Raw genomic sequence first — 7486 nt, 5'->3', positions numbered from 1 at the left:
CCCCCGGACTGCCGGACTCCCCCGGATCCGGCCCCCGGCCCGCGCGGCACCGCGCGGGCCGGACCGTCAGCGGGTCCCCACCGCCGCCCGCACCGCACGCCGGGCCATCGCGCAGTCGTCGTGCAGACGGCGCAGCAGCAGCCGCTGCTCCTCGCCGGCGCTCAGCAGACCGGTCCGGTCGCAGCCCGGTGCCGGTCCCGGGTCCCGCATGGCGCGCCGCACGGCCGTCTCGCAGGCGCGGACCTCCCGGGTGAGGACGAGCAGCAGATTCACCAGGAAGGCGTCCCGCGCGTCGCGGCCCCCGGCCTGGGCGAGCCGGCTGATCCGGCGGCGGGCCATCGGGCTGTCGCCCAGCACCGACCACAAGGTGGCCAGGTCGTAGCCCGGCAGATACCAGCCCGCGTGCTCCCAGTCCAGCAGCACCGGGCCGGACGGGGAGAGCAGCACGTTCGACGGCAGGGCGTCGCCGTGGCAGAACTGCGCGCGGCCGCCGCCGCGCGACAGACCGTGGAGCAGCTTGCCCAGATCGCTCAGATCGCGGTCCGTCAGCAGCCCCAGCCCGTGGTAGCGGGCGATCCGCACCCCGTAGTCGACCGGGGCCCCGAAGCTTCCCGGGGGCGGCTGCCAGGCGTTCACCCGGGAAACCGCGCCCAGCACCGCGCGCAGATCGGCCGGCGACGGGGGCTCCAGCGGATGCCGCTGGAGCGCCAGCGGGCGGCCGGGGGCCCGCTCGGCGACCAGGACGCAGCCGTCGGGGTCGGCCGCGATGAGCCGGGGCACCCGCACCGGCGGCCGGTGGCGCACGAAGGTGCGGTAGACCGCTATCTCGTGCCGGAACCGCTCGACCCGCGTGGGCGAGTGGTCCAGCAGGCACTTGGCGACCGCGGTGCCGCGGCCGACGGTACCCGCCAGCAGCACCGAGCGCCCGCCGCGGCGCAGCACCTGCACCGGCTGGAACTCCGGGCAGACCCGGTGCACCGAGGCGATGGCGGTGCGCAGCCGCCCGTCCTGCGGGCCGGACGGTTCCGGTCTCCCGGCGGCCGGCCGGCCCCCCGCGCCGGGCGCCCGGCGCGGCCGGGGCAGACCGGCGACCGCGGGCGGTGTGCGCACCGGCTCGGGGCGGACCATGCCGTACTGCGGTCGCGGACGCGGCCGGACCGGGGCCGGCACGGGAGACGGTGTTGGATTCATGGACGAGCCGGATCCCTTCGTGCGCCGACGGATTGCCGCGCCACCCGGCCGGCCGGGGCGTGCCGCACCCTGGGGAATGCGGGAGCCCGTGGAACCGGACGGGGTGGCGCGTTCCTACAGCACACCCGGGTGCGGGTGGCACACCATCTGGCGGACCCTGGCGAACCCTGGCGAATGCCCGCGCGCCCCTTCGGGGGCGGTCCGCGAGGGCTACTGTCGAGGCAGCCGAGAACCTGGGGGCTTCGACGTGACCAAGGGACCCAACACCCGCCTGGCGGACCTGTTCGGCCTCACCGGCTGGTCCAAGGGCGAACTCGCCCGGCGCGTGAACCGGCAGGCGGCGGCCATGGGCCACCCGCAGCTGGCGACCGACACCTCCCGGGTGAGGCGCTGGATCGACATGGGGGAGACCCCGCGCGACCCGGTGCCGAAGGTGCTGGCGACCCTGTTCACCGAGCGACTCGGCCGTGTCGTGACCATCGAGGACCTCGGGTTCGGCCGATCGGGCCAGGCAGGCAGACGGCAGTCCGTCCACGGACTGCCGTGGGCCCCCGAGCAGACCGCCGCGGTCCTCACCGAATTCACGGGAATGGACCTCATGCTCAACCGACGCGGCTTGGTGGGCGCGGGCGCCGCGCTCACCGCAGGACCGGCACTCAGCAGCGCTCTGTACGACTGGCTCCGGACCGACCCGGCCCCGGCGGGCGCCCTCCGGTCCGCCGGGGCCCCACTCGCAGTCCCCGCCTCAACCGACCGCTACGAGGCCGTACCCGTCGGCTCGGAGGAGGTCGACTCCCTGGAACACTCCGTGGAGGTCTTCCGCGCCTGGGACGCGGCACGCGGCGGCGGTCTCCAGCGCAAGGCGGTGGTGGGCCAGCTCAACGAGGTGGGAGGCATGCTCGCCTACCGCCATCCGCAGCACATCCAGCGGCGGCTGTGGGGGGTGGCGGCCAACCTGGCGGTGCTCGCCGGCTGGATGTCCCACGACGTCGGCCTGGAGCCCACCGCCCAGAAGTACTTCGTCATCGCCGCGCACGCGGCCCGCGAGGGCGGCGACCGGCCCCGCGCCGGGGAGGCCGTCTCCCGGGCCGCGCGCCAGATGGTGCACCTGGGCAAGCCCGACGAGGCCCTGGACCTGATGAAGCTGGCCAAGGCCGGCTGCGGCGAGGAGACCCTGCCGCGCACCCGCGCGATGCTGCACACCATCGAGGCCTGGGCCCAGGCCTCGATGGGGCGAGGACAGGCGATGCGGCGCACCCTCGGCCGGGCCGAGGACCTGTTCGTCTCCGACCGGGGGGACGTGCCGCCGCCCAGCTGGATGCAGCTGTTCGACGAGGCCGATCTGCACGGGATGCAGGCACTGGCGTACCGCACCCTGGCCGAGCACGACCCCTCGGCCGCGAGGACGGCCGAGAAGCACGCCAAGGAGGCGCTGCGGCTGAGGGAGAAGGGGCGCGAGCGGTCCAAGATCCTCGACTACATCTCGCTCGCCTCGGCCTGCTTCATCGCCGACGACCCCGAGCAGGCGGACCGCTACGCGCGGCTGGCCCTGGTCAGCATCGGCAGCACCTCCTCCCACCGCACCTGGGACCGGCTGCGGGAGATGTACCGGCTCACCGGACGGTACGCCGGGTATCCGAAGATCGAGGACCTGCGCGAGGAGCTCGCGCTCGCCCTGCCCACGGCTCCCGGATCCCCCGGCGCGGGAGCCACCGTGCCCGCGCCCCGGCGGGCCGGGGGCGGTACGGCGGTGTAGCGGCGGACGGGCCCCGGGACGCCCGGGCGTCCCGGGGCCGCCGTTTCGCGCACCACCGGTGCGCGCGGACTCGGCGCGGCGCCGCGGTCCCGGTATCCTTCGGCGGCCGGAGTGACCGCTTTCCGCACGGTGCCGGGAAGCCGCGGGAGACCCCGGGACGAACGGGGGGCGAACCCGCGGTGACCGGCCGGAACACCGGAGAGCGGAAATCCCGTTGCCAGTCCCTCACCCCGCACCGGATGCTGACCTTATGTTCGCCGATTCCGTCGATTCCGACATAGCGCCCAGCGGTACGCTGCTCGGCCTCCTCCAGAGGGGCCGCGGCGACGGCACGCTGCACGCTCTCGCGGCCCCGCGTGCCGAAGCGCTCGCCGCGCTGAGCCACTGTCTGCGCTGTGACCCCCGGCGCGACTGGCGGCTCGAGCACCGCTCCCTTTACTACGCACGGCTCCACGTGGAGCTGGACGCCGGGCTCGACGACATCGAGGAGCACCTGTTCGGCCCCGACGACCTCACCGACACCGGCGAGGAACGCACCGGACTGGCCCTCTCCGTCCTCGGGCACCTGGCCTCCTACGGAGACCGAGGCGCGCTGCTGCTGCTGCGCCGCTACGCCGCGCGCGGCGCCAACTGGCGCTGGGCCCTGGACGAGCTGGCCGTCCGCGACGACGACGCCGGACTGCGTCCGCTGGGCCCCGCCGTCCTGGCACGCTTCCCGCGAACCCCCGAGGGCGACGCCGAACTCGCGGCGGCCGTCCGCGACGCCTTCGAGCCCAGGCCCTGGCGGCTGTGGGCCGAGGATCCGACCCGTCCCGAGCAGGGCGAACGCCTCGCGCACGCCCGTGAACAGGGCTCCTTCGGCCGCTGGCAGCGCCAGATGAGGCCGTCCGGGCCGCGCCCCGGCTGGAGCGTGCGCGCGGTGCTCGACTGGGCGCAGGAAGGCGACAGGCTCCTCTCCGCCGATCCCGCCGCCGACCCCGCCGTCGGCGGACCGCTCGCCTCCGGGCCCGCGGGGCCCGGAGCGCCTGCGGGCCGCGACCCGCGGCACCGCGAGGCCGCCGCGGCCCGCTGCCTGGCCGCCGTCGCCGGGCCCGAGGACCGCCCCGAACTGCTCGACGCCGCCCGGTCCGGCCCCGGCATCGCGCGCGCCGTGGCCCTGCGCCACCTCGCCGAGCGCGGCGACCCCGCAGCGCTCGACCTGATCGAGGCCGCCGTGGCGGACCCGGCCGCCTCCGGCGCGGGCGAGCCCTCCGGCACCGCCGCCCGGGCCGCGCTGGACGCCCTCGCCCGGATGCGCGGCGCCGCCGCGCTGGACCGCGCCCGCCGGTGGGCGCGGCGCGAGGACGCCCTGGGCACGGCGGCCGCCGCACTGCTGGCCTGTCACGGCACGGACCGGGACGCTCCCCTGGTGCTGGCCGCGCTGCGCCGCACCGTGTGCGCCGAAGGGCCCGACTGCGACGGTCTGCGGCCGCTGGTCGACGGTGCCGGCCGGCTGGCCGTGCACCGCGCCGCCCCCCTCCTGCGGCACGTCTACCGCGAGACCTCCTCCTCCCAGCTGCGCGGCCGGGCGGCCCGCGCCCTGGCAGCCACCGACCCCTCCTTCGCGGCGGGCTTCGCCATCGAGTGTTTGTGGGACTGCGAGGAGTCCACCCGCGAGATCGCCGCCCGCCACGCCGCCACCGGCGACACCCGGGTCGTCGAGCGACTGCGCCGGCTGGCCGCCGATCCGGCGGAGGAGGAGGGCGTGCAGAGCGCGGTGCGCGGCCGGCTCGACTCCGACGGCGCCCCGGCCCGCTGACCCGGCCGCGCGGGTCTCTCCGGCCGGGCCTCCGCGCACCGGCCCGCCCGAGAGAGCCGCGCGGACCGGGCGCGCACCCGCCGTTTCGATCTTTGTCGGTGCCAGCGCCTAATCTGTGCCGTGTGACCACAGCAGTATCCGCACCGTCCCCCGGCGCCGGGCGGCCCGCACCCGGCCCGGCCGCCGACGAGGGCCTGGCCCGGCGCCTGCGGGCACTGGCCTGCACCGCGCCCCTGCACGACCTGGACGCGCGCAAGGCCAACCTGGCCGGGGAGTACGGCACGTACTCGATGGCGGAGGTGGCGCTGGCCGCCATCGACCTGGTCACCCTGCACATGGACTTCGACACCGGCGCCGACCACGAGGAGATAGTGGCCCGGCTGCTGCCGCGGGTGGCGGCCCAGGCCCCGCGGCGGCCCGCCGCCGAGCACGAGCGGGTCGCCCGCTGGGTCCTGGAGAACCTGATCAACGTCGGCAGCGTCGACCGGGGCTTCCGCGCCGTCTACGGCACCTTCGGTCCCGACGGCGAGTACGTGCGGCGCGACTACGACTTCAAGTTGATCGAGGAGGTGCCGGGGCCGGGCGGAGGCGTGTACCTGCGCACCACCGACGAGGCGGTCAACGTCCTGGTCGGCGCCCTGGACACCGACGTCACCAGCGCGCAGATCGCCGCCGAGGTCAAGCTGGAGGTGCTGGTCAGCCGGGGCCGCCTCGCCGACGCCCAGCTCGCCGCCGAGCAGGCCCGCTACCGCACCGTGCAGTACGCCGAGACGCTGCGCCGCACCCTGGAGGCCACCCGGCGCAACGTCCGCGCGGTCGACTGGCTCAACGCCGTCCCCGACATGATCGCCGAGGCGCTCGACCACGTCGCCGACCGCTACCGCCACGAGAACGCCATCCTCACCAACATCCGCAGGGCGCGGGACGAGGCCCCGGCCGACAAGAACCCCGGCCACAAGCTGCGCGCCGCCGAACTGGTCGACATCGTCAAGGACTGCATCCGGCGCCACACCCAGCTCCAGTCACGGCTGCTGGAGGCCGGGCCGCTCTTCCGCGCCGAGCAGGACCGGCAGGCCTTCGCCCCGCCCGCCGCCGCCTCCGGCCTGGATCTGTACGGGCAGCTGCTGGCGCCCCTGCTGCCGCTGCCGGTGGAGCGGGCCGGCAAGGTCACCGACGCCTTCTTCGCCCGCGGCACCGGGCTGCGCGCCCCGGCGGCCGTACGCCTGGGGGACCTGACCGAGATGCTGCTCACCCCGCCCGTGCCCCGCGAGCACCTGGGCGCCGAGATGCCCGAGCCGGACCTGGTCGCCACCCCCGACGACAGCCGGTTCAGCGAGGAGCAGATGGAGGCCGCCCGGGAGCTGCTGGAGCTGCCCGCCGACGCCCCGCGCCGGCTTTCGGGTCTGCTGGCCGAGGCCCGCCGCCGCGACCCGGACCTGCCCTATCTGGTGGCCCTGCTGGCGGTGCACGCCGCCAGCCCGCCGGTCGGCACCGCCTACCGGCAGGGCGAGCGGCGCCTGCTGTTCGCCGTGGACGACGGCACGGAACTGGACGACCCGGAGTTCGGCGGCGCCGACCTCGTGGTGGGGACGGCCCTGCTGGACGCCGAGGGCATGGCGGCGGACCGCACGGAGGTGGCATCGTGAACGAGTACGGCCCATACGGCGGCCACGCCGGTTACGAGGGTTACGAGGGTTACGACGAGCGTGAGGGGCCGGGCGGACACGGGTCACCCGGGACGGACGCCCCACCGGAGTCCGCGCAGCGGCCCGCCGCCCTCGCCCCGCCGGACGCCGCCGACGCCGCCCGGCTGGTCTCCTTCGGCCTGCAGCCCAAGCTGCTGCCCGCCCGTGACGCCGAGTACGCGGAACTGCTGCGCCGCTACCGGGAGGAGCCCGCCTTCGCCCGGCTCGCCGACGCCGTCGCCACCGGCCTCGGGCTGGTCGTGCTGGAGGTCTCCCCGCGCGCGGGGATGGCCGTCACCGCCGCCGAGGACTCCGTCTTCGCCGTGCGCATGGGCGACTACGCCCGCCGCGCCACCTCCGACTCCACCGACCGCTTCCTGCACGGCCTGGCCCATCTGGCCATCGCCGCCCTGGCCTTCCCCCGCCCCGAGGACCTGGCCGACGACGGCTACGTCGGCAGGATCTCCGTCAACGGCGTGGACGCCTTCGTCCGCCAGGCCTGCCGGAGACTGGAGGAGCGCGCCGAGCGCGAGGGCGAGAACACCGACCCGGCCAGCGACGCGCCCGGCCTGGAGGCCGCCTGGCGGGTGTACACCCGGCGCAGCGCCACCGGGGCCACCAAGGACTCCCGACGGCTGGCCGGCTCCACCACCGGGATCGTCGCCAAGGCCGCCGCCTTCCTCGCCGACTCCGGCTTCCTCCAGCGCACCGGCGACGACGCCGGGGGCACCTACCGCACCACCGCCCGCTACCAGCTCCAGGTGCGCGACATGGCGGGCAGCGCCGCCATGACCGAGCTGCTGGAGCTGGGTGTGGTGCCCGTCGGGGACGGCAGCGCCACCCTGCTGCCGCCCCCCGACCCCGACGCCCTCGAACCGGCAGCCGACGCCGGCCTGCCCTTCCACAGCTGAACCCCGTCCCCAGCGACGCCAGAGCAACGAGAGCCCCGCCGCCATGTACGAGCTGTCCCGGATCCGCCTCTACTCCATCGGGCCCGCCGGTGCGCGCTACGCCGACACCGTGCTGGACCTGCGCGGGGTCGGCGAGCCGGTGCCC

The 7486-nt window shown here is 76.2% G+C and carries 5 protein-coding genes; 4 read left to right on the top strand and 1 reads right to left on the bottom strand.

Translation table 11 applies throughout. The annotated features are described in order from the left end of the window. Positions 1-66 precede the first annotated feature (66 nt). The gene (locus L7D48_RS23130) at positions 67-1191 is read right to left on the bottom strand and encodes an aminoglycoside phosphotransferase family protein (protein WP_374493401.1); all 1125 of its coding nucleotides are present in this window, start codon (positions 1189-1191) and stop codon (positions 67-69) included. Between the two features lie 247 nt (positions 1192-1438). Between L7D48_RS23130 and L7D48_RS23125 the strand changes: the two genes are divergently transcribed. The 4 genes from L7D48_RS23125 (at position 1439) to L7D48_RS23110 (ending at position 7341) form a co-directional block, all read left to right on the top strand. After that, the gene (locus tag L7D48_RS23125) at positions 1439-2947 is read left to right on the top strand and encodes a hypothetical protein (RefSeq protein ID WP_237882068.1); all 1509 of its coding nucleotides are present in this window, start codon (positions 1439-1441) and stop codon (positions 2945-2947) included. 250 nt (positions 2948-3197) lie between these two features. Beyond that, positions 3198-4745 carry a HEAT repeat domain-containing protein gene (locus L7D48_RS23120; protein ID WP_237882066.1) on the top strand — a complete coding sequence of 516 codons (1548 nt, stop codon included), beginning with the start codon at positions 3198-3200 and terminating at the stop codon, positions 4743-4745. 122 nt (positions 4746-4867) lie between these two features. Further along, the gene (locus L7D48_RS23115) at positions 4868-6391 is read left to right on the top strand and encodes a hypothetical protein (protein ID WP_237882064.1); all 1524 of its coding nucleotides are present in this window, start codon (positions 4868-4870) and stop codon (positions 6389-6391) included. Continuing rightward, complete coding sequence (locus L7D48_RS23110) at positions 6388-7341, top strand: hypothetical protein (protein WP_237882062.1); 954 nt, start codon at positions 6388-6390, stop codon at positions 7339-7341. The genes L7D48_RS23115 and L7D48_RS23110 overlap by 4 nt, the downstream gene beginning before the upstream one ends. Positions 7342-7486: the final 145 nt, after the last annotated feature.

Origin of the sequence: Streptomyces sp. ICN903 (assembly GCF_022015835.1) — a bacterium.
Taxonomy (GTDB): Bacteria; Actinomycetota; Actinomycetes; order Streptomycetales; family Streptomycetaceae; genus Streptomyces; species Streptomyces fenghuangensis.
The sequence above is the reverse complement of the archived record's forward strand: the minus strand, read 5'-3'. Positions and strand labels throughout refer to the sequence as shown.